Annotated in this window: 24 protein-coding genes, 1 tRNA gene and 1 other RNA gene; 8 read left to right on the forward strand and 18 right to left on the reverse strand. The window is 69.2% G+C overall.

The features are described 5' to 3' along the window. Positions 1–20: 20 nt before the first annotated feature. The gene (locus Psi02_RS03385; protein WP_203952827.1) at positions 21–1,220 is read left to right on the forward strand and encodes an amidohydrolase family protein; all 1,200 of its coding nucleotides are present in this window, start codon (positions 21–23) and stop codon (positions 1,218–1,220) included. On the opposite strand, the gene Psi02_RS03390 is transcribed toward Psi02_RS03385, so the two are convergent. The 10 genes from Psi02_RS03390 to Psi02_RS03435 form a co-directional block, all read right to left on the reverse strand. Next, positions 1,217–2,017 carry an ABC transporter ATP-binding protein gene (locus Psi02_RS03390; protein WP_203971723.1) on the reverse strand — a complete coding sequence of 267 codons (801 nt, stop codon included), beginning with the start codon at positions 2,015–2,017 and terminating at the stop codon, positions 1,217–1,219. The two genes, Psi02_RS03385 and Psi02_RS03390, sit on opposite strands and share 4 nt — an antisense overlap. Continuing rightward, the gene (locus tag Psi02_RS03395) at positions 2,014–2,844 is read right to left on the reverse strand and encodes an ATP-binding cassette domain-containing protein (protein WP_203971725.1); all 831 of its coding nucleotides are present in this window, start codon (positions 2,842–2,844) and stop codon (positions 2,014–2,016) included. The genes Psi02_RS03390 and Psi02_RS03395 overlap by 4 nt, the downstream gene beginning before the upstream one ends. Next, entirely contained in the window at positions 2,841–3,719 is an 879-nt protein-coding gene (locus tag Psi02_RS03400; RefSeq protein WP_203971727.1) for an ABC transporter permease, read from the reverse strand. Before Psi02_RS03400 ends, Psi02_RS03395 begins: the two co-directional genes overlap by 4 nt. Then, positions 3,716–4,681 carry an ABC transporter permease gene (locus tag Psi02_RS03405; protein WP_203971729.1) on the reverse strand — a complete coding sequence of 322 codons (966 nt, stop codon included), beginning with the start codon at positions 4,679–4,681 and terminating at the stop codon, positions 3,716–3,718. The genes Psi02_RS03400 and Psi02_RS03405 overlap by 4 nt, the downstream gene beginning before the upstream one ends. Before the next feature lie 76 nt (positions 4,682–4,757). Then, positions 4,758–6,284 carry an ABC transporter substrate-binding protein gene (locus Psi02_RS03410; RefSeq protein WP_203971731.1) on the reverse strand — a complete coding sequence of 509 codons (1,527 nt, stop codon included), beginning with the start codon at positions 6,282–6,284 and terminating at the stop codon, positions 4,758–4,760. A gap of 72 nt (positions 6,285–6,356) precedes the next feature. Beyond that, on the reverse strand, positions 6,357–7,082 hold the full coding sequence (locus tag Psi02_RS03415; protein WP_203971733.1) for a DUF1684 domain-containing protein: 726 nt from the start codon (positions 7,080–7,082) through the stop codon (positions 6,357–6,359). A 105-nt stretch (positions 7,083–7,187) separates the two neighbouring features. Beyond that, positions 7,188–7,694 carry a YkvA family protein gene (locus tag Psi02_RS03420; protein ID WP_203971735.1) on the reverse strand — a complete coding sequence of 169 codons (507 nt, stop codon included), beginning with the start codon at positions 7,692–7,694 and terminating at the stop codon, positions 7,188–7,190. Positions 7,695–7,813: 119 nt separating this feature from the next. Continuing rightward, entirely contained in the window at positions 7,814–8,821 is a 1,008-nt protein-coding gene (locus tag Psi02_RS03425) for a PHB depolymerase family esterase (protein ID WP_203971737.1), read from the reverse strand. Positions 8,822–8,888: 67 nt separating this feature from the next. Further along, complete coding sequence (locus Psi02_RS03430; protein ID WP_239094577.1) at positions 8,889–9,848, reverse strand: LLM class F420-dependent oxidoreductase; 960 nt, start codon at positions 9,846–9,848, stop codon at positions 8,889–8,891. 62 nt (positions 9,849–9,910) lie between these two features. Beyond that, positions 9,911–10,558, reverse strand: coding sequence for a TetR/AcrR family transcriptional regulator (locus Psi02_RS03435; RefSeq protein WP_239094578.1), 648 nt, complete (start codon positions 10,556–10,558; stop codon positions 9,911–9,913). A gap of 119 nt (positions 10,559–10,677) precedes the next feature. On the opposite strand from Psi02_RS03435, the gene Psi02_RS03440 reads away from it, so the two are divergent. Then, positions 10,678–11,412 carry a hypothetical protein gene (locus Psi02_RS03440; RefSeq protein WP_203971741.1) on the forward strand — a complete coding sequence of 245 codons (735 nt, stop codon included), beginning with the start codon at positions 10,678–10,680 and terminating at the stop codon, positions 11,410–11,412. Positions 11,413–11,948: 536 nt separating this feature from the next. Here the strand turns inward: Psi02_RS03440 and Psi02_RS03445 are convergent. The 5 genes from Psi02_RS03445 to Psi02_RS03465 form a co-directional block, all read right to left on the reverse strand. Then, complete coding sequence (locus Psi02_RS03445; protein ID WP_203971750.1) at positions 11,949–13,019, reverse strand: aspartate-semialdehyde dehydrogenase; 1,071 nt, start codon at positions 13,017–13,019, stop codon at positions 11,949–11,951. Next, complete coding sequence (locus Psi02_RS03450) at positions 13,016–14,290, reverse strand: aspartate kinase (protein ID WP_203971753.1); 1,275 nt, start codon at positions 14,288–14,290, stop codon at positions 13,016–13,018. Before Psi02_RS03450 ends, Psi02_RS03445 begins: the two co-directional genes overlap by 4 nt. A gap of 87 nt (positions 14,291–14,377) precedes the next feature. After that, positions 14,378–14,908 carry a DUF5063 domain-containing protein gene (locus Psi02_RS03455; RefSeq protein ID WP_203952801.1) on the reverse strand — a complete coding sequence of 177 codons (531 nt, stop codon included), beginning with the start codon at positions 14,906–14,908 and terminating at the stop codon, positions 14,378–14,380. Continuing rightward, positions 14,901–15,500, reverse strand: coding sequence for a recombination mediator RecR (gene recR, locus Psi02_RS03460; protein WP_203952800.1), 600 nt, complete (start codon positions 15,498–15,500; stop codon positions 14,901–14,903). Before recR ends, Psi02_RS03455 begins: the two co-directional genes overlap by 8 nt. A gap of 5 nt (positions 15,501–15,505) precedes the next feature. Next, entirely contained in the window at positions 15,506–15,853 is a 348-nt protein-coding gene (locus Psi02_RS03465; protein ID WP_203971754.1) for a YbaB/EbfC family nucleoid-associated protein, read from the reverse strand. Positions 15,854–16,414: 561 nt separating this feature from the next. Here Psi02_RS03465 and Psi02_RS03470 point away from each other — a divergent pair. Continuing rightward, positions 16,415–17,785 (forward strand): helix-turn-helix domain-containing protein, encoded by a 1,371-nt coding sequence (locus Psi02_RS03470; protein WP_203971762.1) that lies wholly within the window; start codon positions 16,415–16,417, stop codon positions 17,783–17,785. 9 nt (positions 17,786–17,794) lie between these two features. On the opposite strand, the gene Psi02_RS03475 is transcribed toward Psi02_RS03470, so the two are convergent. Continuing rightward, the gene (locus Psi02_RS03475; RefSeq protein ID WP_203971764.1) at positions 17,795–20,251 is read right to left on the reverse strand and encodes a DNA polymerase III subunit gamma and tau; all 2,457 of its coding nucleotides are present in this window, start codon (positions 20,249–20,251) and stop codon (positions 17,795–17,797) included. A 43-nt stretch (positions 20,252–20,294) separates the two neighbouring features. Further along, positions 20,295–20,392: signal recognition particle sRNA small type (gene ffs / locus Psi02_RS03480), an RNA gene on the reverse strand. A 94-nt stretch (positions 20,393–20,486) separates the two neighbouring features. Here ffs and Psi02_RS03485 point away from each other — a divergent pair. Both Psi02_RS03485 and Psi02_RS03490 read left to right on the forward strand, forming a co-directional pair. Continuing rightward, positions 20,487–20,572: transfer RNA gene (locus tag Psi02_RS03485), tRNA-Ser, on the forward strand. Positions 20,573–20,943: 371 nt separating this feature from the next. Then, positions 20,944–22,200, forward strand: coding sequence for a dienelactone hydrolase family protein (locus Psi02_RS03490; protein WP_203971766.1), 1,257 nt, complete (start codon positions 20,944–20,946; stop codon positions 22,198–22,200). A gap of 21 nt (positions 22,201–22,221) precedes the next feature. Here the strand turns inward: Psi02_RS03490 and Psi02_RS03495 are convergent, their stop codons facing one another. Next, positions 22,222–23,811, reverse strand: coding sequence for a dolichyl-phosphate-mannose--protein mannosyltransferase (locus Psi02_RS03495; protein WP_373317591.1), 1,590 nt, complete (start codon positions 23,809–23,811; stop codon positions 22,222–22,224). Positions 23,812–24,053: 242 nt separating this feature from the next. On the opposite strand from Psi02_RS03495, the gene ypfJ reads away from it, so the two are divergent. From ypfJ to Psi02_RS03510, 3 genes are all read left to right on the forward strand, one after another. Next, positions 24,054–24,917, forward strand: a complete 864-nt coding sequence (ypfJ, locus tag Psi02_RS03500) for a KPN_02809 family neutral zinc metallopeptidase (protein WP_203971769.1) — start codon at positions 24,054–24,056, stop codon at positions 24,915–24,917. Between the two features lie 64 nt (positions 24,918–24,981). Next, complete coding sequence (locus tag Psi02_RS03505) at positions 24,982–25,278, forward strand: type II toxin-antitoxin system VapB family antitoxin (RefSeq protein WP_203952789.1); 297 nt, start codon at positions 24,982–24,984, stop codon at positions 25,276–25,278. 146 nt (positions 25,279–25,424) lie between these two features. Then, complete coding sequence (locus Psi02_RS03510; RefSeq protein WP_203971771.1) at positions 25,425–25,649, forward strand: hypothetical protein; 225 nt, start codon at positions 25,425–25,427, stop codon at positions 25,647–25,649. Positions 25,650–25,663 lie beyond the last annotated feature (14 nt).

The raw sequence follows: 25,663 nt of genomic DNA on the forward strand, positions 1-25,663 counted from the left end.
TGGCCTTACGGTTTACTACCGTGACTACGCCGCAAACCGACACCGACCCGGAGCCGAGGAAGCGGAACTACGTGATCATATCGGCCGATGATCATCTCATCGAGCCGGCCGATCTCTTCGAGGACCGGCTACCCGACAAGTACAAGGACCTCGCGCCCAAGGTCGTCGAGACGGACGCGGGTCACCAGGTGTGGCGGTACGGCGGGGCGACCTACCCCTGCGCAGGGCTCGACGTGGGCGCCGGCCTGCCCAAGGAGCAGTGGACGCTCGACCCCGTCCGCTTCGAGGACATGCGCCCGGGCTGCTACGACATCGAGGCGCGCGTCGCGGACATGGACCGCGCCGGGATCTGGGCGGCCCTGTCCTTCCCCGGGATGCTGGCGACCCAGGCGGGCATGCCCTTCGCCAGGACCCGCGACCAGGACCTCGGCCTGGCCCTCGTCAAGGCCTGGAACGACTGGCACGTGGACGTCTGGGCCGGGACCTACCCCGAGCGCATGATCGCGCTTCAGCTCCCCTGGCTGCCCGACCCGGAGATCGCAGCCAAGGAGATCAAGGCCAACGCCGCACGCGGGTTCAAGGCCGTGGTGTTCCCCGAGTTCCCCACCCGGTTGCGGCTCCCGTCGATCCACAGCGGCCACTGGGACCCGTTCTTCGCGGCCTGCGAGGAGACCGGCACGGTCGTCTGCCTCCACACGGGCGGGTCGTCCTGGGCGCCGGTGCCCTCGCCGGACACCCCGATCGAGGCGATCACGACACTGATCCCGGCGAGCGCGATGTTCGCCTGCGCCGACTGGCTCTGGTCCGGCGTGCCCCTGCGCTTCCCCGGCCTGCGCATCCTGATCGCGGAGGGGGGCGTCGGCTGGCTGCCGATGTTGTCCGAGCGGGCCGACTACGCGCTCGACCATCCGGTCGCGGCCGAGACGACCTGGGAGGGCGGCCTCAAGCCCAGCGAGGTGCTCCGGCGCAACTTCTTCTTCGGGACGCTCGACGACAACGCGCTCGGCGGCGTTCGGATGGCGGTCGGCATGGAGCACGTCCTGCTGGAGAGCGGTTATCCCCGCGCCGAGTCCACCTGGCCCGACACTCAGAAGACGGTGGCCCAGAACCTCGGCATCCTGCCCCCCGCCGACGTCGCCAGGGTGGCGTACGGCAACGCCGCACGCCTGTTCGGGCATCCCCTGCCGTCCCGGGCCTGGCTCCGGATGGAGGAGCTCTAGGAGCTCTGGGAGGGCCTGGCGGGCAGCCGGGGCACGCTCCGGACCAGCCGCCGCGTGTAGGGGTGGCGGGGAGAGCCGAGCACGGCGGCGGTGTCGCCCTGCTCCACGACGCGTCCCCGCTCCAGCACGGCCACCTGCGGGCACAACGCCGCCACCACGGCGAGGTCGTGCGACACCATCACGACCGTCAGACCACGGGTCTCCCGCAACTCGGCCAGCAGGTCGACGATGCGCACACGCGTCGAGACGTCGAGCGCGCTGACCGGCTCGTCCGCCAGCAGGACACGCGGCTCGCACACGATGGCGCGCGCGATGGCGACCCGCTGCCGCTGCCCCCCGGAGAACTCGTGGGGATATCGGCCCGCGGCGTCCCCGGGCAACCCGACCGCATGGAGCGCGGCGGCGACGCGCTCACCGGCCGCGGCCCTCCTGGCCGGGCGCGGCAGATCCTTCAGCAGGCCGAGCGAGCGGAGCGGCTCGGAGACGATCCTCGCGACGCTCTGACGCGGGTCGAGCGAGGAGTAGGGGTCCTGGAAGACCGTCTGGACGCCGCGCCGGAAGCTCCGCATCCGTGCCCTGTCGCCGAGTTCGAGCGCCGTGCCGTCGAAGAGGATCCGCCCGGCGGTCGGGCGCGTCAGCCCGAGCAGCAGGCGCAACAACGTGGTCTTGCCGGCCCCCGACTCGCCGACCAGGGCCACGCCCCTCCCGGGCGTGATGCCGACCGACACGTCCGTGAGCACGGCGGCCGACCGTCGATAGGCGAAGCCCACCTCCCGGGCCTCGATGATCGGGGTCATCGTGTCCCCCCGTCCGTCGCGTTCAGCCCGTCCAGCGCGGCGTCGAGTTCCCTCGCGCTGTCCACCAACTCCCGGGCGTACGGGTGACGTGGCCCGTTCACGACGTCGAGGACGGCGCCCGACTCCACCGCGACGCCGTCCTTGAGGATGAGGACGTGGTCGGTGATCCCCGAGACGACCGCCAGGTCGTGGCTGATGAACAGCAGCGCCATCGAGTGGGCGGAGACCAGCCCGTCGAGCAGGGCGAGGACCTCGGCCTGCACCGTCACGTCGAGGGCAGTGGTCGGCTCGTCGGCGATCAGCAGCGCGGGGCGGCAGGCGATCGCCATGGCGATCGCCACCCGCTGACGCTGGCCGCCGGAGATCTCATGCGGGTACGCCTTCGCGATCCGGCCGGGCTCGGCCAGCCGCACCTCCTCGAGCGCGGCCGTGACGGCCTCCCGCAGAGCCCGGCCGCGCAGCCCCTGGATGCGCCTGAGCGGCCCGGCCACCTGGTGGCCGATCCTCATCAGCGGATCCAGGGCCGTGAGCGGCTCCTGGAAGACCACGCTCGCGGCCCGTCCGCGCAGACGGTTCAGCCGCCGCTCGCCCGCTCCGACGATCTCCGTCCGGCCCATGCCGGGGACGTCGAGGGTCACGCTGCCCGACGCGGTCATCCCCGGCGGCAGGAGGCCCATGATCGTCAGAGCCGTCAGCGACTTCCCCGACCCCGACTCCCCGATCAGGCCGAACCGCCCGCCCGCGTCCACCGTGAAGGACAGGTCCGAGATCAGGTCACGGCCGTCCCCCGGGCGCACGCGCAACCCGGCGACCTCCAGCAGGCTCATCGGCGCCTCCTCCTGGTGGGGTCGGCCACGTCGCGGAAGCCGTCCGCGATCAGGTTCACCCCGATGACGAGCACGACGATGAGGACGCCGGGGGCGATCACGCCGACCGGGGCGATGAAGACGCTCGCCTGCGCCTCCTGCAACATGCGGCCCCAGGACGCGTTCGGCGGCGGAGCGCCGAGCCCCAGGTAGGACAGGCTCGCCTCGGCGAGTACGGCCAGGCCGAACTGGAGCGCCAGATTGACCGACAGCGTGGGCCAGATGTTCGGCAGCACGTGCTCGATGACCACGCGCGGCCAGGACGTCCCCGACGTGCGCGAGGCCGTGATGAAGTCCTGGGCGAGCACACGCTTGACGAGCACGCGGGTCAGCCGGGCGACGATCGCCGACATGGCCAGCCCGATCGCCACGATCGCCGAAGTGAGGGACGCCGCCTGCGTCGCGGCGACGAGCATCGCCAGCAGCAGCGTGGGGAACGCGATGAGGATGTCCAGGAGCGCCGAGACGACGTCGTCCAGCCACCGGGTGGCGAACCCGGCCGCCAGTCCCGCGGCGATCCCGATGACGCCGCCGAGCAGGACCGATCCCGCCCCCGCCGCGAGGGCGATCCGCGCGCCGATCATCAGCTGGGTCAGCAGGTCGCGCCCGAGCTTGTCGGTCCCGAGCAGGTGCGGCAGGCCGGGAGGCATGAGCCGTCGGCCCGAGGTGTCCTCAGGGGCGAACGGCACCCAGAACAGCGAGACGACCGCGACGAGCACGATCACGCCGACGAGCACGCAGCCGATCGTGAGCGTCACGGATCTGGACACGTGGCGAGGCGTGGTCTTCGCGCCGTCTTCCTCGGGGGCGCCGATGACGGCCTGCTCGACGCTCATCGGGCGTTCCTGGCGAGGGAGTGGCGCAGCCTCGGGTCGATGAGGCGCTGGACGAGGTCGGCGACGAACCCGATGACCAGCACCACGAGCGTGCTGACGAACAGGATGCCCTGGATGACCGGATAGTCATGCTGGGCCAGCCCCTTCACCAGCATGCCGCCGAGCCCCGGCAGGGCGAAGACGCTCTCCACGACCACCGCTCCCAGGAAGGTGCTCGCCAATTCGATGCCCAGGATCGAGATGACGGGCACGACCGCGTTGCGCAGGCCGTGGCGCCACATCGCCCGGGCGAAGGAGGAACCGAGCGCCCGGGAGGTCCGCAGATAGTCGCTGCCGAGCACGTCCAGCGTGGCCGAGCGCACGTAGCGGATCAGCGAGGCCGACATGACCAGCGCGACCGTGACGACCGGCAGCGTCAGCGAGGTGAGCGCCTTCACCGGGTCGGCCCAGTCGTCCTGGGGGAACCCCCCGGCCGGCAACACCCGGAGGGAGAGCGAGAACACGGTGATCAGCAACATCCCGACCCAGAAGACCGGTACGGCGATCCCCAGTTGCGACACCCCGCTGAGGATCGAGCCGTACCAGGTGTTCGCCTTGTGCGCGGCGACGAACCCGACCGGCACGGCCACGACGACGGCGAGCACGAAGGACAGCAGGGTCAGGGGGACCGTGACGACGAGTCGCGCGGCGATCTCCGGGCCCACCGGGAGCGTGCTCACGAACGACTCGCCCAGGTCGAAGGTGGCCAGTTGCCCCAACCAGGAGACGAACTGCTCCGGCAGCGGGCGATCGGTGCCGATCTGGTGGCGGGCGGCCTCGATCTGGTCCGGAGTGGCGCCCACGGAGAGCAGCGAGTTCGCCGGATCGCCCGGCAGGAGCCGGAGCAAAAGGAACAACACCGCCGCCGCCAGCAACAACGAGACGACGAGGAACGCCGTCCGGCGCAACAGGTAGGCGGTCATGGAGGTCCGATCGTGGTGCGGGCGGTGACGGGCCCGCCCCGGCCTGCCGTACGGGACGGCGGCCGGGGCGGGATCGTCAGGCGCTCTTCTTGATGCCGTAGGCGTAGAACTGCGAGTTGAGCCCGTTGAGCGGGTAGCCCGACAGCGACGAGGACGCCACGACGATCTGCGGATAGAGGTAGAGCCAGTCGCTGGCCGCGTCGGCGGCGATCTGCTCGTTGACCTTCTTGAGCAGGGCCGTCTGCTGGTCGGCGGTGTCCGACTCCTCCGCCTGCTTCACCCAATCGGTCACCTGGGGGTTGTCGTATCCCCAGTAGAAGTCGGGATCGCCGTACCAGACGACGTCGCGATCGTTGACGTGCTCCTGCATCGTGGCGGCGAAGTCCCGGTTCTTGTAGACCTTCGTGTACCACTGGTCGGCGGTGATGATGTTGATCTTCACCGTGATCCCGACCTTGGCCAGCTCCGACTTGATGAACGTCGCCGCCGTGGGGTGCGGGTCGTAGTTCGGGGTGTCGAGGGTGAACTCGAACCCGTTGGGGTAGCCCGCGTCGGTCAGTTCCTTCTTGGCGAGGGTCAGGTCGTACGGATTGACCTTCGTCAGGTCCTCGTACCACGGGTCGGTGGGCGGAACCATCGACCCGATCAGAGTGCCGTACTCGCCCCAGATGGAGTCGAGCAGCTTCTTGTTGTCGATCGCCGAGGTGATCGCCTTGCGGACGAGCGGCTTGTCGAACGGCGCCTTCCTGTCGTTGAAGGCGAGCAGGAGCTTGGTCGTCGAGTGCCCGTTGTTGACCTTGTAGTTCTGGTTGCCGCTGAACTGGGCCAGCGCGTCGGGGCTCTGCTCGCTGGTCACGACGTCGACGGCGTCGGTCAGCAGGGCGTTGTTGAGCGCGGTCGCGTCGGTGAAGTAGTGGAACACGACCTGCTTGTTGGCCGGCGCCGTGCCCCAGTAGCCCGCGAACCGGTCCAGGCTCAGCGTGGAGCCGCGCTTCCACGTCCCCAGCTTGTACGGCCCGGTGCCGTCCTCCGAGGTCGTGAGGCTCTTCGCCTGGTCGTTGATGATCCAGACGTAGCTGAGGTTGTAGACGAACGAGATCGACTTGCTCGCCAGCGTGACGGTGACCGTGTGGTCGTCCGGGGTCTCGATCTTCTTGATCCCGGCGAAGCTGCTCTTGCGGGCCGACTGCGAGTCGGGCGCGATGACCTTCTCGATGCTGTACTTCACGTCGGCCGACGTCAGCGCCTTGCCGGAGTGGAACTTCACGCCGTCGCGCAGGGTGAAGGTGTAGGTGAGGCCGTCCGAGCCGACCTTGTAGTCCTGCGCGAGGAGGTTGTCGACCTTGCCGTCGTCGGTCAGCCGGAACAGGCCCTCGTAGACGTTCCCGTTGAACGCCTCGGTGACGCCCTGTCCTCCGCCCTCGGTGTTGTCGAGGTTCTGCGGCTCGTAGAGGGACCCGACCTGAATCGTCGCGTCCTTGTCGTACGCGCCGGCGGTCGCGCCGCCACTACTGGAACTCGTCGAGCCCGTCCCGCCGCAGGCGGTGAGGGCGAGGGCGAGCGCCGCGGCGGCGCCGATGAGCGACGTCGTCTTCCTGTTCACTGTTTCTCCTGGTGGCGGCCGTGCGGCCGCCTGCCGTGCGGGTGGTGCGAGGAAATGCGGGGGCGGTCTTCCTCAGTGCGGAAGGAAGCCACCGGTGAAGACGGGGAGCTTCTCGCCGGCCTCGACGGGAACGTCGAAGCGGTTCTGTGCCGGGGGAAGGGGACAGTTGTAATGGATCGAGAAGCCACACGGAGGCACGTAGGCCTGGTTGAAGTCGAGGACGACCGTGTCGGCTCCCGGTTCTCTGGGCACCTGGAGGAACCGGCCGCCTCCGTAGGTGACCCGCCCGTTGGTCGGATCGCCGAAGACCAGCAGCAACGTCCCGTCGTCGTCGAAGGCGCTCAGGTTGTGGAAGGCGCCGTTCAGAGTGAAGGTGATGTCGCCGGGGACCACCAGGTCACGGGTGCCGCCGTTGTCGCGGATGTGCTCGAAGGGCACCGCGCGCGCCTCGGACACCGGCGTGAAGGTCGCCTCGATCACCCATTCGGGCGCGAACGGGAAGACGTCGACGGTGTCGAAGTGGCGGATCGCCGGGGAGTCCGCGTCCCAGAGGCGGACGCCCTGCTCGGGCTCGCCGGTCCCGATGTGCCTGCGCTTCAGTCGCGTGGCCGTCACGCTGTCCGGCCGCCCGTCGAGCGCCTCCTCGAGGGAGACCTCCGTACCGGGCGGCAGCCAGCGGGTCTCGACCAGAGCCAGGTTGCCCGTGGGCGCGGTCACCGAGGCGAGCCTGGAGGCTCGCCAGGCGTCCCAGCCGGCACGCGCGGATTCGATGGTGGATGCCGAGGCGAGTGCGGGCATGGCGGGAACGGCTCACTTCGATCGGGGGCGGGCAACTCTCGCCACCGATGCCGCAAATGCACCAATAGCGAGGTTTACGAGAATACCCGACCCGGAAAGTGGGTTTTAGCGGACCCCCCGGCGGCCCTTCCCCTTGGTCGTCTCCTGGGCGGGCACACCGTGGCCGGGCAGTCCCTGGTCGGGCATGCCGTGGCCAGGCAGACTCTGGCCAGGCAGTCCCTGACCGTGCACGCTCTGGCCATGCACGCTCTGGCCGTGCACGCCGCCCTGGGGCGTGCCGCCGGCCCTGGACATGCGGCTCCTCTCCCACTGGACGTACTGACCGCTCGCGCCGAGCAGCGAGGTCATCAGCCAGAGGAAGACGCCGAAGTCGTCCACGATGCCGATGCCGATGAAGAAGTCGGGGATCGCGTCGACCGGGGAGATGATGTAGGCCACCGCCAGGCCGAGCATGCCCAGCTTGCTCCGGGAGAGCCCGGGGTAGTCGCCCCTCATCGAACCGCGGATCATCCTGGGCAGCGCCCTGACCCGCGTCATCAGGCCGGGCGAACCGGGCCGGGACACCTCCTGATACGCGCGCCACGTCGCCGCCGCACGTCCCGCCTTCGCCATGCCGCCACCTCCAGGAGATGAACTGCCCCCTTTGCCATCCCTTTAACGTCGCGGGTGTTCGCGCGGTTCCGCAGGCCCGGCGCTTCGCGGGATGCCGGGTTCGCACGGCTTCCGCAGGCCTAGCGCTTCGCGGGATGCCGGGTGAAGGTTTGCAGGATGAGCCCGGTCGCGTCGAGACGCGTGGTCTTCCCGAGACTCGCCAGCGGAATGCCCCCGGGCCAGGTGTGACCGCCGCCCTCGACGACGTACGCCTCGACGGTCGCGCCGCCGGCGCAGCGGAACGTCCGCAGGACGGCGTCACCGGCGGGCTCGCTCCGCGTTGCCTGGCCGCAGCCCATCGACGCGGTCCAGCGGTCGACGGTCGTGTCGAACGACGGCAGGCGCGCCTCCCGCAGCCACGCGGGCACCTCGACGCCGCCGATCCGGGTGGGCAGGCCCACCTGCCCGCCGTCGAACGGCACGACCCGATCGGCCGTCCCGTGGAAGGTGATGATCGTGGTGGGAGTGGGGCGGGCACAGGGCCTCGCGATCGTGATGCCGCTGACCGGCGCGACCGCCGCGAGCCGTCCATGGAGGCCGCAGACGAGCGCGGCGGCCATCCCCGCGCCGTTCGACATCCCGGCGGCGAACTCCCGCGTACGGTCGACGCACAGGCTCGCCTCGATGTGGTCGAGCAGCGCCGCGGCCGCCTTCACCTCGATCTCCTGGTCACCCGGCCGGGCCCCGGCGGCCCCGCCGAAGCCTGGGATGATCCAGCCCGCCAGGCCGGACGCGGTCTCGGGGGTCACGACGACATAGCCCAGGTTCGCTCCGGCGATCGACAGGCGTGTGTAGGCGTTCTCCTGCGCCGCGTCGCTTCCCAGCCCGTGGAAGTCGAGGATGACGGGCGCCGGCGCCGTGTTGGTGAAGCCCGCAGGCATGCTCAGCAGGTAGTCGAGCCGCGTCCCGTGGACGGTCACCTGGTTTCTGCCGCCGGTGGGCGGCGGTTTTCCACAGCCTGTGGACGGCCGGCCCGCGACGGATCGCGTCGCCTGCACGGGTGAGGCCTCCGGCCGTTCGGGAGCGGGCGGCGAGCACGCGGTCATCGCGACGCCCACCGCCACCAGGAGGGCCGAGATCCTCCGCATCCCTGCCTCCCTGTCTCGTCGGGGTCCCCGGATCGGGGCTCACGTGTGGCTCTCCAGCGGTGGTGCGCTACTCCAGCGTCGGGGCCAGTTCCCGTACCGCCTGGTCGAGCGGGACGTCTCCACCGGAAAGCGGCGCGAGGACGGGGGTGTCCAGGCCGTTGGCCACATACTCCCTGATGCGGGCCCGGCAGGTGGCCGCGTCGCCGTGCACGATCAGGTCGTCGACGACCTCGTCGGGGATCGCCTTCACCGCGGCCTGCCGGTCACCGGCCGCCCACGCTTCGTGCATCGGCCGCAACACCTCGCCCCTGCCGAGCCATTCGTGGAAGGCGGCGTACACCGGGACGGTGAGGTAGCCCGCGAGCATGCGCCGTGCGACCTCCCGCACTCTGGCGGCATCCTCGCTGACCATCACGAACAGGCGCGCGATCAGCTCGGTCCGCTCTCCGAGCTCGGCCCGGACCTTCCGTACGTCCTGGGGCGAGACCCAATTGGTGATCGCGCCGTCCGCCTCCCGGGCGGCCAGGCGCAACATGCCGGGACGCAGCGCGGCCAGCACGATCTTCGGTGGCACCGCCGGCGCCCGCTCGAGCCGGAATCCCTTCACCTCGAAGGTCTCGTAGCGCTCGGAGACCTTCTCCCCCGCCAGCGCGGCACGCAGGAACCGCAGCGTGTCACGGGTCCGCGCGTATGGCTTGGCGAACACGCCGGCGTTCCAGCGCTCCACGATCGCGGGCGACGACGCCCCGATTCCGAGGACGAACCGCCCGGGTGCCAGATCGGCGATCGTCGCCGCGGACATGGCGAGCAGGCCGGGTCCTCGCGTCGACACCGGCACGATGGCACTGCCCAGGCGGAGGGCGGGCGCCCATTCCGCGGCCAGGGCGAGCGGGACGAATCCGTCGGCGCCGTTCACCTCGGCCGACCACGCGTCGGTGTAACCCAGCTCGGGCAACTCCGCGATGAGGGACCTGGACTCGTTCAGCGTCTCGTCGAAGAAAGGAATCGTGATGCCCCAGCGGTCCACGGCCACCTCTTTACCGAGTCGTTTTCACCCGACCTTACCAACCGGCCGGTATGCCTGGAGGATCATGCCCGCAGCTCTCGGACAACGTCGATGAAGTCCCTGGTCACCCCCCGGATACCGGGCAGGTACGACAAGGCGACGAGCCTGTCCACCAGGGAGACCGTACGGTCGATCAGCCGGTAGGTGCGCTCGCACTCGGGCGAGGTGTCGTGGACCCAGAAGAGCACGATGCCCATCGACAACAACCAGAGCAACTCGGGCAACTCTTCGCCCAGCGCCGAGTCGATGCGGTTCTCCGACCCGTCGACCACCTGGCGGTAGATGCCGATCGCCGACTCGCGCGCGGGCGCCGACTCCGGGCTGAAGGGGCTCAGCGGGTTGGTGGGCTCGGCCGCGTGCTTGAAGAACTTCACGGCGAACTCGTGGTAGGGCTCCGAGATCCGCACCCATTCCCGGAGCACGCCGCCGAGCCGTCCGGCGAACGACTGTTCAGCCGCCAGCACCTCGCAGCAGGCCGCCTCGTGTTCCGCCTGGGCCCGGTCGTAGTAGGCCTGGATGAGCTGTTCCTTGGACGCGAAGTAGTAGTAGGCGTTTCCCACGGATATGCCGGCTTCTGCGGCGATCGCACGCATGGTCGTCGCCTCGAAACCGCGCTCCTTGAACAGCCGAAGGGCCGTATCGACGATCAGCTGGCGTGTCTTCTCGGCCACTTCGTCACTGTACGGCTTTCACCCGTGTCCGGTCATGGACCATCCACATGATCGACGGTCGCCGGCAAATTCCGGCCCCTGGCAGGAATGATCGCGCGCGGAACGTGGCATCGATCACCATGGCGAACTCCCCCGCCACGAACAGGCGAACAGCCATCGGGGAGCACATGGGCATACATCCGTCATGGTCGGTCCTGGCAGGTGCGGCATGCACCTTCGCGCTGCTGCTGCTCGCACGACCGAGTGAGGCCACACCTGTTTCTCGAACGCCGGCGCCCCAGGCCAGCTCGGTGCCTCTCGCGGCGGGCGCCCCCCGGTCGACCGCCGAGGCGCCGCAACCTCCGTCACTGCCTCTCGGAGCCGATCCACCGGCCGTCGCCGAGCCGCTGGTGGGCACGTTCAGCGCGACGATCCGGACCTGGGACACCTCCGTCACGGCCGTGCGGATGGATCAGGCGGAGGCCATGCACGACCTCCTGTCCGCCGGCCTCGGCTGGAAGTCGAGCGGGCACTGCGTGGACGCCGACCGGCGCACCTGCACGTCACTGGACGACATCAGGTACGGCACGCTCATGCAGGCCATCGATCTGAAGCGCTCGAGCGGATGCCCGATCATCGTGACCGGAGGGACGGAGAAGGGCCACGCGGGGGGCTATTTCAGCCACAGGAACGGCTTCAAGGTCGACATCGCGCACAACGCGTGCGTCGACTCCTACATCACCAAGACGTACCGCTTCTGGAAGGTCAGAGGAGACGGAGCCGACCTCTACCGCCCGCCCCCGGCCCCCGGTCCCCCCTCAGACCCAGACGTCTACGCCGACGAACCCACCCACTGGGACATCCTCTTCCACTAACCCCCCAACCAACCCGCCGTGATCATGCACAGGTTCGGGGATTGTGCTCGTACGCTGCACAAACACAATTCGTGATCATGCACAGGTTCGCCTATCACTGAGCCGACCAGGCAAGACGACGAGCGTGATCATGCACAGATTCGGCGAATGCCCACCCGAGCTGGGCACACACGCTCCGTGATCATGCACTGACGGCGCCTCAAGGCGCCCGTACGGCCCGAGCGCGCACAATCAGATCTCGCACGCATCACCAACCCAGGAGCGTGCATGATCGCGCACGACATTCACCCTGATCCGCGCAAGCATCCAGGAAAGCGTGCATGATCACGCGGGGCATTTCCCCAGGCCATCCAGGCAATCCACGAACCTATGCATGATCACGGATCGCGTTCGCGCAGGTCAACCACTCACCGGCCGAACCTGTGCATGATCACGGCCGATGTCGCCGCAGGTCAGGCGCAATCTCTCCGAACCTATGCATGATCACGCGCGGGGGGTGTGCAGGTCACACCCACCGCGCACGAACTTGTGCATGATCACGCCGAGAATTCGGTGGCTACCAGGGCGGCGATTTCGGCTGTGTTGAGGGCTGCGCCCTTGCGGAGGTTGTCACCGCACACGAACAGGTCCAGGGTGTTCGGGAAGTCGAGCGCCTGACGGATCCGGCCGACGTAGGTCGGGTCGGTCCCCACGACATCGGCGGGAGTCGGGAAGACGCCGTTCGCCGGATCGTCGAGCACCACCACGGTCGGCGCGGCCTCGAGGACCGAACGGGCTCCCTCGACCGTGACCTCCTTCTCGAACGTCGCGTGGACGGCCAGAGAGTGGGTGGTCACGACCGGGACGCGGACGCAGGTCGCCGACACCTTGAGATCGGGGATGCCGAGGATCTTGCGCGACTCGTTGCGGACCTTGAGCTCCTCCGACGACCAGCCGCCGTCCTTGAGGGAGCCCGCCCACGGCACCACGTTGAGCGCCAGCGGAGCGGGGAACGGCGACCCTGCCAGGTCGGGCACGGCCTTGCGCACGTCGCCCGCGACGGTGCCCATCGTCCGGTCTCCGGCGACGGCCTCGATCTCGTCGTACAGCCGCTCGGGGCCGACCATTCCGGCGCCGGAGACCGCCTGGTACGAGGCGACCACCAGTTCGCGCAGGCCGTACTGGCGGTGCAGCGCGCCCATGGCGGCCATCATCGACAACGTCGTGCAGTTGGGATTCGCGATGATGCCCTTGGGCCGCTCCAGCGCCTTCTCCGGGTTGCACTCGGGGACCACGAGCGGCACGTCGGGGTCCATCCGGAACGCGCCGGAGTTGTCCACCGCCACCGCGCCCCGAGAGGCGGCGATCGGCGCCCATTCGGCCGACACCTCGTCGGGCACGTCGAACATCACGATGTCGACGCCGTCGAACGCCTCGGGGGCCAGCGCCTGGACGACGGCGTCCTCGCCGCGAACCTGGAGCACCTTTCCGGCCGACCGAGGAGAGGCGATCAGCCGGATCTCCCCGTACGCCTCGGAGAGGTCGGGCCGGTTGGTCAGGATGTCGAGCATGACGGTGCCGACGGCTCCGGTCGCACCGACCACGGCCAGCGTGGGCTTGCGGCTCATCGTCCGGTACCTCCGTAAACGACGGCCTCGACCTGGTCGGAGTCGAGGTCGAATGCCCGGTGCGCGGCGTTGACGGCCGCGTCCACGTCGTTCTGCCCCACGACGACGGAGATGCGGATCTCGGAGGTTGAGATCATCTCGATGTTCACCCCGGCGTCGGCCAGCGCGCCGAAGAACTTGGCGGTCACGCCCGGGTGCGACCGCATCCCGGCGCCGATCAGCGAGACCTTGCCGATCTGGTCGTCGTAGAGCAGCTTCTCGAAGCCGACCCGGCTCTGCATCTTGTTCAGCGCGGTGAGCGCCGTCTGGCTGTCGTTGGTCGGCAGCGTGAACGAGATGTCCGTCCGCCCGGTGGCGGCGGCCGAGACGTTCTGGACGATCATGTCGATGTTGATCTCGGCGTCGGCCAGCGTGCGGAAGATGGCCGCAGCCTCGCCGACCTTGTCCGGCACGCCGACCACAGTGATCTTGGCCTCGCTCCGGTCATGTGCGACGCCGGAGATGATGGGCTGCTCCATCTCGGTTCCTTCGATCTTGGGGTCGGAGACGACCCACGTGCCTTCCCGGGTGCTGAACGAGCTTCTGACGTGGATCGGCAGGCCGAACCTCCGCGCGTACTCCACGCAGCGCAGGTGGAGGATCTTGGCGCCGCAGGCGGCCATCTCCAGCGTCTCCTCGTAGGAGATCCGCGGGATCTGGCGGGCCGTCCGGACGATGCGCGGGTCGGCGGTGAAGATGCCGTCCACGTCGGTGTAGATCTCACAGACGTCCGCGCCGAGCGCGGCGGCCAGGGCGACGGCGGTGGTGTCCGAGCCGCCCCGGCCCAGCGTCGTGATGTCCTTGGTGTCCTGGGACACGCCCTGGAAACCGGCCACGATCGCGATCTGCCCGGCGTCGAGGGCCCCCCTGATCCGGCCGGGCGTCACGTCGATGATGCGCGCCTTGCCGTGCGAGGAGTCGGTGATGACCCCCGCCTGCGAGCCGGTGAAGCTGCGCGCCTCCTGGCCCAGGTTGGCGATCGCCATCGCCAGCAGCGCCATCGAGATCCGCTCGCCGGAGGTGAGCAGCATGTCGAGCTCGCGGCCCGGAGGCAGCGGAGACACCTGCTGGGCCAGTTCGAGGAGTTCGTCCGTGGTGTCGCCCATCGCCGAAACGATCACCACGACCTCGTTGCCGGCTTTTTTCGTCGCCACGATCCGTTGGGCGACCCGCTTGATGCAGGCGGCGTCGGCGACGGAGGAACCACCGTATTTCTGGACAACGAGCGCCACAGGAATCTCCGAACGAATCAGGACGTGGAGCTCACAGTGTACTTGGGGCGCCCAAAGCCCAACTGGCCTAGATCAGCATGTGGACGATCAGACGACCGTGCTCTCCTCGACGACGTCGAGACGGGTGTGCGCGACCAGGGCGTGCAGTGCGCGCAGCGCCGCGCCGGCGTGGTTCCCCCACGTGTTGAAGTAGGAGTACTGCCACCACCACAGCGCCTCGAGCGGCCGGCCGGCCCAGTAGTGCCGCAGCCCGTGGATCAGGTCGGCCGCGACCGCGGACAGGTCGTCCGACAGCCGGTACGGTGTGACCCCCGTGTCCTTGTACGGGTCGAACACCTCGGCGTAGTCGTCCACCGGCCCGAGGCGGGCGGCGAGAGCCGTACGGAGCGGGTCGATGTCGGGGTCGTCGCTCAGCGCGGGCTCGACGTTGCCCCTGAGGATCACGTCCTCCATCGCTCCGAGCTGAGTGCCCGCGAGGCTGACCTGCGCCACCTCCACCAGGAGCAGGGGCAAGATGGCGTCGCCGCCCTCGCCGCCCGCCAGGCGGGTCAGCCCGTCGATGTAGTTCTGGGCGTGTCCGGCAACCCGTTCGGCCAGGTTGTTCAGCTCTTCAGACATCCAGCAGCCTCCGTCCTTCGAAAGCGCGGCCCAAGGTGACCTCGTCGGCGTACTCGAGGTCACCGCCTACAGGCAGACCGCTGGCCAGTCGTGTCACTTTCAGCCCCAACGGCTTGACGAGCCTGGCCAGATAGGTGGCCGTCGCCTCACCCTCGAGGTTCGGGTCGGTCGCGAGGATCAGCTCCGTGACCTGGCCGTCGGCCAGGCGTGCCATCAGCTCGCGAATTTTCAGATCATCGGGACCCACACCGTCGATCGGGCTGATCGCCCCGCCGAGAACGTGGTAGCGACCACGGAACTCGCGGGTCTTCTCGATCGCCACGACGTCCTTCGACTCCTCGACGACACAGATCACTTGCGGGTCGCGCCGCTGGTCCCGGCAGATCCGGCACTCCGCCTCCGCGGCGACGTTGCCGCAGATCCGGCAGAAGCGGACCTTCTCCTTGACCTCGAGCAGCGCGTGCGCCAGCCGCTTCACATCCGCGGGCTCGGCGGCGAGCAGATGGAAGGCGATGCGCTGCGCGCTCTTGGGACCGACGCCGGGCAGCAGCCCGAGTTCGTCGATCAGATTCTGGACGACCCCTTCGTACATGGCTTCTAGAACCCCGGCAGCTGACCGAGGCCGCCGCCGAGACCCTGCGCGAGCGGGCCGAGTTTCTCCTGCTGCAGCTCCGCGGCGGCGCGAACGGCGTCCCGCACGGCGGCGAGCACGAGGTCGGCGATCGTCTCGGCGGTCTCCTGCGGGTCGCCCGCGTCGATGGCGTTCGGGCTGATCTCGAGTTCGAGCAGCTCTCCGCTGCCGTTCACGGTCGCGACCACGAGGCCGCCCCCCGCGCTTCCCTCGACCTCCGCATCGCTGAGCTCCTGCTGCGCGGAGACGAGCTGCTGCTGCATCAGCTGAGCCTGCTCCAGCAACTGCTGGAGGTTGACATCCCCTGGGTTCACAATCGTGCGCTCCTCAGCGTCCAGCGACGTGTTCGTCGCGACGAGCCTACGGGGTTCGCGGCTGTTCTGGCACTGGCGCGCCTGCGTGTTCCCCGCAATCGGCAGCACAATCACAAACAACGGTCAAGAGCCGTAGGCGCAGGCAGGAGGACGCAACACTCGTGCCAACCGGGCCTCTCGGCAGCCTCAGCCCACTCGTTCGATGAACGGGAAAAGAGGCATTAACCGGAAATGACGTAAGGAACCGCACGGATGGGGACCGCGCTACCCCCACAGTCCCCATCCATGCGGAATCCTGGACCGGACGGTTCCCGTCCCCCCTCCAGCGGCAGGGAACCGTCCCTTCCATCACGCCTGGTCGTTGCCGTCCGGTGTGACGAGAGAAACGTAACCGGCCTTACGTTGCATACAGGTTGCGATCAATTGGTTACTCCTGGAGATTGGCAAATGCCGTCTCGGATGTTAGGCAGTTGTCGAGAGACGTCCTCTATACGCTTCACCCGACGGACCCGGGGGTGCTGGATGCCGGACCTGTCAGTCCGTCGGCTACATGAGGCGGCGATGAGGGGAGACCGCACCGGCGACGGTGGGCCACGCAAGGTCATCTGGGAGTCGTGGTGCCGGTCCCTCGACGCCGGCATCGATCCCGAGTGGCATGCCGCCCCGCTGGTCTACGACACCGACGAGATCGACGACGCGCGGGCGAGCCATCCGATGAGCCGGCTCCTTCCGATGCTCCGCCACACTCTGCTGCAGATCGCCGACGAGGCCGCGCACATCATGGTGATCACCGATGCCGACGGCCGCGTCCTCTGGCGAGAGGGGAACCACCAGGTCCGCAAGCGGGCGGACGCGATCGGCCTCGCCGACGGCTTCCAGTGGTCCGAGCAGGTGGTCGGCACCAACGGGATCGGCACGGCCCTGGCCATGAAGAAGCCGACCCATGTGTACGCGGCCGAGCATCTCGCCCTCGCACTGCACGACTGGTCCTGCGCCGGCGCGCCCGTCGTCGACCCGGACTCGGGCGGCGTGCTCGGCTGCCTCGACATCACCGGCACCTCACGCGCCCTCCATCCCGCCTCCGTGGCCCTGATCGCCGCGGCGGCCCGGCTGGCGGAGAGCCACCTCATGTTGTGGATGCGCGAGCACGACGAGCGGCTGCGCGCGCGCCACCACCGCCCGGGCCGTTCCGGCACCCTCGTCACCCTGACCGGCCGGATCATCGCCGGCGACCGGCGGCTCGGCGCGCGGGTCCGCCTCCCCGACAACGGCGACCGGATGGTGCTGCCGGACGGCCGCGTCGTCCTCCTCGAACCCCTCGGCGACGCCTACCGGCTCCACACGCTGGACTCGTTCCCCGTTCCCCGGCTCACGCTGAACCTGCTCGGGGCCGACCACCCGTTCGCCTACCTCGATGGCGTCCGGGTCCCGTTATCCCTCAGGCACGCGGAGATCCTCACCCTGCTGGCCTCCCACCCGCGCGGACTGACCGCCGAGAGGCTCTCCTTCCTCCTGTACGGCGACGACGGCAACCCGGTGACCATCCGCGCCGAGATCCACCGTCTACGGGCCCAGTTGACCCGGACCATCGCCGCCAAGCCGTACCGGCTGACCTGCGAGGTCTCCGGTGACTTCCTCGCCGTACGGCAGGCACTCGCGGCCGGTGACCTCGCGAGCGTCGCCCGCCACTACCAGGGTCCGCTGCTTCCCCGCTCGGAGGCTCCGGCCATCCGGCAGATACGCGACGAGTTGGAGGCCAGGGTCCGCACCGGGCTGTTGACGAGGGGCACGATCGACGACCTGTGGTCCTACGCGCAGACCACCACCGGACATGACGACGTGGAGGTGCTCGAACGCCTGGTGGCGACGCTGCCGGCGGGGGATGAGCGCCACGCCGCCGCTTCGGTACGGCTCAGCCTCGACGGCGGATGACCTCTGCCCTCAGGAGTGGTCGATCTCCTCGATGATCCGGCCGCCGAGCTCACGCTGGATGAGCGCCATGCCGCTGAGCTCGTTCGCCTCGGTGTCGGCGTCGTTCAGCGGATCGACGTCGTCGGCGTCCGACGCGGGCGACGCGCTTTTACGGCCCGGCACCGACTCGGGCCATGCCTGGCGCGGTCCCGCCTGGGCGGCGGCTCTGGCAGCCGATTTCGCGGCGGCCAGGCCGGGGCTCGACACCGGCCCGCTCCGCGCGCCGGCCATGGCCATTCCCGGGCTTTCGTCGTCGTCCGACGGCTCGTCCGGCCAGGACTCGTCGGTCACACCGGCCGTTCCCGAGGCGACCGGGCCACGCGCGACCGGGCTCGCCGTCCCGTTCCGGGTGGCCTGCGGGCGCCGTGCCGTACCGGAACCGTTGCGCGCGGCGCCGTTCTGCGCTGAACCATTCTGGCCCGAGGTGTTCTGGGGAGCGCTGGTCTGGGCGCCGTCGTCCCCGCCCGCGCCGTTCTGCACCGCTCCGGTATCGGCGGGGACCGGGTCCTCGCCTCCGGCCGTCTGCGAGCCCGGACCCGGCGACCCGGCGGAGGACCGCGCCTCCGGGCCCTGGCCTCCTGCCGTCCCCGCGCCGCCGTCCACCGGCGATCCGGGCGAGGGAGACGTGCCCGGCCCGGGGCCGTGACCGTTGGGGCCGCCGGAACCGCCCGCGGGGCCGCTCCCTCCGGACGGGCCGGCGGGACCCCGGGAGCCCATACCGCCGCCGCCGGGACCGGATCCGCCGACGACCACGTCGACCCGCCAGTTGCCGCCGAGCACGTCGCCGAGCGCCGCGGCCACCACCTCGTCGCGCTTGCCCTTGAGGAACCCCTGCACGTCACCCGGCTTCTCGAAGCCCACGGTGACGACGTTGCCCTCGACGCCCAGCAACCGGCCCTGGGCGTTCAGGATCATCCAAGCGACGCGCTGCCTGTTCTTGATCGCTTCCAGAACCCGCGGCCATGCCTGCTGCACCGGCCCCGCCGTACCCCCGGCGGAATCGTGCCCCACAGGGGCGGCTTCGGGCGTCGCGGCCTGTGTGGACGGCCCCGCGGGTGCGGGCCAGTCGGTGTCCTGAGCGGCGACGGCCGTACCGGGTTCAGCGGCGGGGCCTGCCGCCGGGACCGGCGCGGCGGGAGCGGACGGCTCGGGCCTGGAGGCCGACGTAACCGGTGCGGCCTGTGGTTGCGAATGAGCCTGAACGGGCACCTGCACCGCCGGCGACACAGGCGGCGGCACGGGGACCGGCGCCGCGTACGCGGCCGCGGGCACCCCACCGCGCTCAAGACGTTCGAGGCGTGCCAACACCGCGGCCTCGCCCTGGTCGACGGCGGGCAACAGGACGCGGGCGCACATCAACTCGAGGAGCAATCGGGGGGACGTCGCCCCACGCATCTCGGTCAGCCCCGCGTTGAAGACCTCGGCGGCCCGGGTGAGCTCGGCGGGCCCCATGGAGGCGGCCTGCGCCTGCAGGCTCGCCAGTTCGTCGGCGGGCCGGTCGAGGAGGCCGTTGCCCGCGGCCTCGGGGACGTTCGCGAGGATCACCAGGTCGCGGAAGCGCTCCAGCAGGTCCATGGCGAAGCGGCGAGGGTCGTGCCCCCCCTCGATGACGCGGTTCAGCGACTGGAAGACCTGCGCGCCGTCGTGCTTGGCGAAGGCGCCGATCACCTCGTCGAGCAGGCCACCGTCGGTGTAGCCGAGCAGGGAGACCGCGCGCTGGTAGGTGATGCCGCCCTCGTCGGCCCCCGCCAGCAGCTGGTCGAGGATCGAAAGGGAGTCTCTGGCCGAGCCCGCGCCGGCGCGGACCACCAGCGGCAGCGCGGCCGGTTCGTACGGCACCGCCTCCGACTCGAGGATCTCCTCCATGAGCTGCCGGAGCGTGGTCGGCGGCATGAGCCGGAAGGGGTAGTGGTGAGTGCGGGACTTGATCGTCCCGATGACCTTCTCCGGCTCGGTGGTCGCGAAGACGAACTTCAGATGCGGCGGAGGCTCCTCGACGAGCTTGAGAAGCGCGTTGAAGCCCTCACGGGTGACCATGTGGGCCTCGTCGATGATGTAGATCTTGAAGCGCGCGGCGACCGGGGCGAAGAAGGCCCGCTCACGAAGGTCACGGGCGTCGTCCACACCACCGTGGGAAGCGGCGTCGATCTCGATGACGTCGAGGTGGCCGGGCCCGGTGGGCGCCAGGGCGACGCAGGAGTCGCACTCGCCACAGGGATCAGGCGTGGGGCCCTTCTCGCAGTTCAGGGATCGGGCGAGGATGCGGGCGCTGGAGGTCTTGCCGCAACCGCGGGGACCGCTGAAGAGGTAGGCGTGGTTGATCCGGCCGCTGCGAAGCGCCTGGCGCAGCGGTTCTGTTACGTGTTCCTGCCCCTTGACCTCGGCGAACGTCCCGGGCCTGTACTTGCGGTACAGCGCAAGGCTCATGCCGTCTCCTCGGGGGTTCAACCCGGCGGGCGGTCCCGCTAACTGAAAAGAACCCCTCGCGCACCCGCCAGAGCCCGCTTATCCTTGCTGCCTTCCGGCCCTGGGGAGGTTCACAGGATGACGCCGCGCGAGGGGTCCGTGGCACAGTCTAACCACTCCGGGCGGGTGCGCAGGCCGTGAAAACCCGCGAAAACCAGGGTCACTACATGGCCGAACGTCCGCTAAGCTGTTCGGCGGAGGATTCGCCTAGTTGGCCTAGGGCGCACGCTTGGAAAGCGTGTTGGGGGCAACCCCTCAGGAGTTCGAATCTCCTATCCTCCGCGCCTGGTTGAGGCAGAACGAAGAGGGGCCGACCCCATCCAAGTCGGCCCCTCTTCGCTGTCTCCGTCCTCATCGTGTGCTCAATCCCTGCTCCCGGCGTGTCCCACGACAGGGAGGTCCACGTGACCCCCTCTAGGCGGGCGAGTCGGCCGGCCCGGCAAGGGTGAGGAGCCCTCGGGTCAGTACCTGAGGGTGGGTCACCATCGCCAGGCGCCCGACTCCCTTCAGCATGATCACCCGCATCCTGCGCTGGGCGCCGCATTAATTGCAATATGTCCGGTCATCGACGCGCCTGGTAGGGCAGGCACTACCCCGGATGTGGGTGCGCGCAGGCTGGGGGCGTGATCGTCACCGTCCCTAACGTCGGGGTCATGCGATCACACCTTCCCTTCACCCGCCGTCTGCTTGCTCTGGCATGTGCCACCAGCGTCCTCACGGTCCCCGCCGCGACGGTCGCCATGGCCGCCACCTCCCCCGCCGCCTCACGTCCGCACGCTGTCGCGGCCGGACCCGATCGTGGCGAGGTGCTGACGGCCACCAAAGTGGAGCGTCTTTCGGGCAAGCAGGTGACGGCCTATCTTCGCAAGACCGGATTTCCCGCCCCCAAGTCCGTCGGCGGCGTCGATCTCTACACCCTCGTGTACGGCACCGTCACGGTGGACGGGAAACCGACGACGGCCAGCGGCGTGGTGGCCCTCCCGCAGAAGCGGCGGCGCGACATCCAGACAGTGATCTACGAACACGGCACCATGCCCACCCGGAAGGACGCACCGTCCATGGAGAGCGACGGCGACGGCCGGGCGATACCGATCTCCTTCGCCTCAGCGGGCTTCGCGGGGGTCGCCCCCGACTACCTCGGCCTGGGAAGTGGCCCCGGATTCCATCCCTACATGCACGCGGAGTCCGAGGCGACGGCGTCCGTCGACCTTCTGCGTGCGGCTCGCACGTTGGCGGCCCGCCACGGGCAGACGTTGAACGGCCAGGTCCTGGCCACCGGGTTCTCCCAGGGCGGCCAGGCGGCCATGGCCCTCGGCCGCGCGCTGCAACGTGGCGCCGACGCCCACCTGCGGCTGACCGCGCTCGCACCGATCAGCGGCCCCTACGACGTGGAGGGCGCCGAACTTCCCGCCGCGCTCTCCGGCGACCTGGACCCGCTCAGCTCGACGTTCTACCTCGCCTACTGGATCGTCTCGATGAACCGCGTCTACCCCTTCTACGACACCCCTGACCAGGTGTTCCGCGCGCCGTACGACACGACGATGGAGAAGCTGTTCGACGGTGACCACGCGTTCGAGGACATCGCGGCCGGGCTGCCGCAGAACCCGCGGGAACTGCTCACCGACGGGTTCGTCCGACGGCTCGAGCACCCCACCGGAGCCCTGCTCAAGGCCATGCGCGCCAACGACACCACCTGCACCGACTGGAGTCCCCGCGTGCCGGTACGCCTCTACGGGGCCAAGGGGGATGGGGACGTCGCCTTCGCCAACGCCGAGCACTGCCTGCGAGACCTGCGCGCCCGGGGCGCCGACGTGTCACTGACCGATGTGGGCGACGTCGACCACAACACCTCCGCCTACCGCTCCATGCCCTTGGTGCTGCGCTGGTTCCAGCAGATCCAGAAGCATTGAACGAGAAGACGAAGCGGCCGGTCAGACCCAGCTGCGCGGAATCATGCGCCACAACCAGTCCTGATAGGAGATGGTCGTCGCGGTGAGGACGGGTGACAACCACCAGAAGTTCATCAGGGCGAGCAGGGCGAACGCGCCCACCACCGAGGTGCCGCCGACCCGGCGCCTCGCGGACGCCCCCACGGGCCCGATGATCAGCCCTGCCACCAGCACGAGCGCCAGGATCATGAACGGCGCCATCGGGAGTGCGTAGAACAGGAACATGGTCCGATGGTCGGCCAGCGCGAAGTAGAACCACGGCGCCCACCCGGCCAGATAGGCGCCGAGGACGGCTCCCGCCCGCCAGTCGCGCGTGCTGAAGTACCACGCGACCAGCGCGATCAGCGCCGCCACGGCCCCGAACCAGATCACGGGGGTGCCGGTCGCCAGCACGGCCGACGAGCAGGTGTCCGCGCCGCAACCCCCGGTCGGCGTCTGGTAGTAGAACGACACCGGTCTGAGCAGCAAGGGCCACTGCCAGGGGGACGACTGGTAGTCGTGGTGGGTGGTCAGCCCCTCATGGAAGCCGAGCACCTGGTCCTGATAGCCCATCCAGGACCGGAACGAGTCGAAGACGAAGAAGGCCCATCCGTTCGAGGTCGCCTGCTCCCAATTGCGGCCCCAGCCCTTGTCCGTGGCGAACCACCCGGCGGACGAGGAGATCCACGTCACCACAGGCACGACGGCCGTCCAGGCGATGCCGAGTGGCCAGTCCAGACGCCATGCCGTCCGATAGGGCTGCGGCAGGCCGATCGCCCGGCGGGCCCCCGCGTCCCACAGCAGCGTCATGATCACGAAGGCCAGGATGAAGAACGCACCCGTCCACTTGGTGGCCAGCGCGGCCCCCAGGCAGAGTCCGGCGGCGAGACGCCACGGCCGTAGCCCCAGCCGGGGGCCGGGCGCGGTCACCGCCGAGCTCTGGTACCAGTCGACGAGCCGTTCCCTGCTGCGGTCCCGGTCGACCACCAGGCAGGCGAACCCGGCGAGCACCCAGAACATCAGGAAGACGTCGAGCAGCGCCGTACGGGACAACACGAAGTGCAGGCCGTCCAGCGCCAGCAGGAAGCCGGCGAGACAGCCGAGCATGGTCGAGCGCGTGAGACGGCGGGCCACCCTGGCCAGGACGAACAGTGAGAGGGTCCCCACGAGGGCGGCCATGAACCGCCAGCCGAACGGCGTGAGACCGAACAGCCACTCGCCGAGGCCGATCATCCACTTGCCGAGCGAGGGATGCGCGACGAAGGCCCCGCACTGTTCCGGGGTGGGGCAGGTCTTGAAGATCTGCGTGCTCCCTCGGAGCATCAGGGCGTCTGCCCCGTCGACGAACTGCCGCTCGACGCCATAGGTGATAGTGGAGAAGGCGTCCTTGGCGTAGTAGGTCTCGTCGAACACGACCGCATGCGGAGTGCCGAGACGGTTGAACCGGAGTATTCCTCCGAAGACCGCGACGATCAGCGGGCCGAGCCATCCCCACAGGGGGCTCCCCGGCATCGGCGGCACCAATCGGTCCCTGACCGACACCGGCGCACTCCCGCCGAGTTCCCCGACTGCCCGATCGGACGTCTGCGCCACACCGGCATAGTGCCACAAACCCCTATAAAAATGGCCAATAATATGAGCGATCCGCCGCAGGTAATGGCGTTCGCCGTTGGCCTGCTACTTCATCCTGAGCGGTCCGATGGCGCATGTCGTGCCGCCGTCGCCACGGCCGCCCGGATTCCGATCGGTGAATGGTCTTCCATATCGAGGGCAGAACGCGCGGAGCGACAACATCTACCGCGCGATCAGCGCGCCCACATTTGGGAGCGTCACAGATGGATTTCGACGACGATGCGCGACTCGACGCGTCGCAGGTGGAAGACGTCGGCGGGCGAGGCCGCGGTATGCCGCGCGGTGGGATCGCGATCGGCGGCGGAGCCGCCGGCATCATCGCGCTCATCCTGGCCCTCATCTTCGGCTTGAATCCCGGCGACATCACCGGCGGAGCCGAGCAGCCCACCGGGCTTCAGCCGGGTTCGGATCTGAGCCAGCAATGCCGCACCGGGGCCGACGCCGACCAGTCAGAAAAGTGCAGGGTCGTCGGGGTGGTCAACAGCATCCAGGACTACTGGGGGGGAAAGATCCAGGGCTACACCCCCGCCAAGACGGTCCTGTTCTCGGGCGGCGTGCAGACCGGGTGCGGCGCCGCCGACTCCTCGGTCGGCCCGTTCTACTGCCCCGCAGACCAGAAGGTCTATCTGGATCTCAACTTCTTCAACGACCTCCGGACGCGTTTCGGCGCCGAGGGAGGGCCGTTCGCCCAGGCTTACGTCATCGCCCACGAGTACGGCCACCATGTGCAGGACCTGCTCGGCACCATGAACCGGGTCGGCCAGGGCCGGGGCGCGGAGGGCGCGTCCGTGCGACTGGAGTTGCAGGCGGACTGCTACGCGGGCATCTGGGCCCGCAACGCCGTGAGCACCGGTTTCTACGCCAAGCCGTTCACCGATGCCGATATCCGTGAGGCCCTCGACGCGGCGTCGGCGGTCGGCGACGACCGCATCCAGGAGCAGACGAGCGGGCGCATCGACCAAGACGCCTTCACGCACGGGACCTCGGCCCAGCGGACCAAGTGGTTCACCAACGGCTACAAGTCAGGCGACCCCGCGCGCTGCGACACCTTCTCCGGAGGCATCTGATGCACCGTGCCGAAGAAACGGGCCCGGAGGAAATCGACGTCATTCCTCTCTTAAACTACGTACCGTGATCTTTAAGTTGGTCGGCGACGGACGGCCTTACCCCGAACACGGCCTGTCCCATCGCGAGTGGGCGCAGATTCCACCGCGACAGGTCAGGCTGGACACGCTGATCACCACGAAGGCGGTGCTGGATCTGCACTCGTTGCTCGCCAAGGACTCCACGTTCTACGGCGACCTGTTTCCGCACGTCGTCCAGTGGAATGGTGAGCTCTACCTTGAGGACGGCCTGCACCGCGCCCTGCGGGCGGCGCTGCACCAGCGATCGGTCCTGCACGCGAGGATCCTCGACATCCAGTCCTGAGGGATCGAGCCGCCCCGGGCAGGGGTCGGACTCAGAGTGACGCCCGCGTGGCAGCCGGCCGCACGAGGACGCCAGGCCGAAATTATCCGCTTTGTACTAATTTTTAGCTAGATTTTCTATCCTGCGCGATATGAGCTCTCCTCTGGATGAGTTCCTCCACGCTCGGCGTCGACCCGGTGCGGCTAAAGCGTGACGATCGCCGCCGGACCCCGGGGTCGTGCCGCGAAGAGGGGTCGATGCCGATCGGCGTGAGCATCGACTACAACATACGACTGGAGCAGGGCCGGGAACGTCGCCCGTCGGACCAGGTGCTCGGGGCCTCGGCCGGGGCGCCCCGCCAGCCGGGAATCAAAAGAGCCGCCGACCTGTGAACGCAGGCCGGCGG

Origin of the sequence: Planotetraspora silvatica (assembly GCF_016863315.1) — a bacterium.
GTDB lineage: Bacteria > Actinomycetota > Actinomycetes > Streptosporangiales > Streptosporangiaceae > Planotetraspora > Planotetraspora silvatica.